Source organism: Acidovorax sp. SRB_24 (assembly GCF_012931925.1).
In genome coordinates this window covers 1-372 of the sequence record NZ_MWOM01000279.1, presented here as the reverse complement: position 1 = coordinate 372, position 372 = coordinate 1, and the positions used below count along the sequence as shown (strand labels likewise).

Genomic DNA, 372 nt, shown 5'->3' with positions numbered 1-372 from the left:
ACAAGGCCGATCTGTCGGCGTTCTTGTTCGAGCCCAGCTTTCAGCAGCTGGTAGGTCCGTCCAGCCGCTGTCGCAGCGCCTGTTCAATGCGCGGCTAGAGCTGATCGACCTGCTGGACCAGCGCCAACAAGCCAACGGAGTCGCCGAAGAGGCGCTGCAATCGCCCGTGCTGAGCGAGGCCGTCATTCGCCGCGATACCGCAGCGCTGCTGCACAGCATGGTGGCGGGCATGTCGCTCGACAACTTTGTGGTGCGCCCGCAGCGCCGCTGGGTGGAGACCTGGGCGCAAATTGACGCATGGAAGCGCCCCACGGCCGAACAACTGAGCGAGGTGTCCACGCACCTGTCGGGCCTGCCCACGGCGGTGCGCGA

Annotated in this window: 1 pseudogene; it reads left to right on the top strand. The window is 66.1% G+C overall.

Annotation, left to right across the window (positions count from 1 at the left end):
• Window positions 1-372, top strand: a pseudogene (locus B2J89_RS21950) (hypothetical protein); the annotation flags it as partial.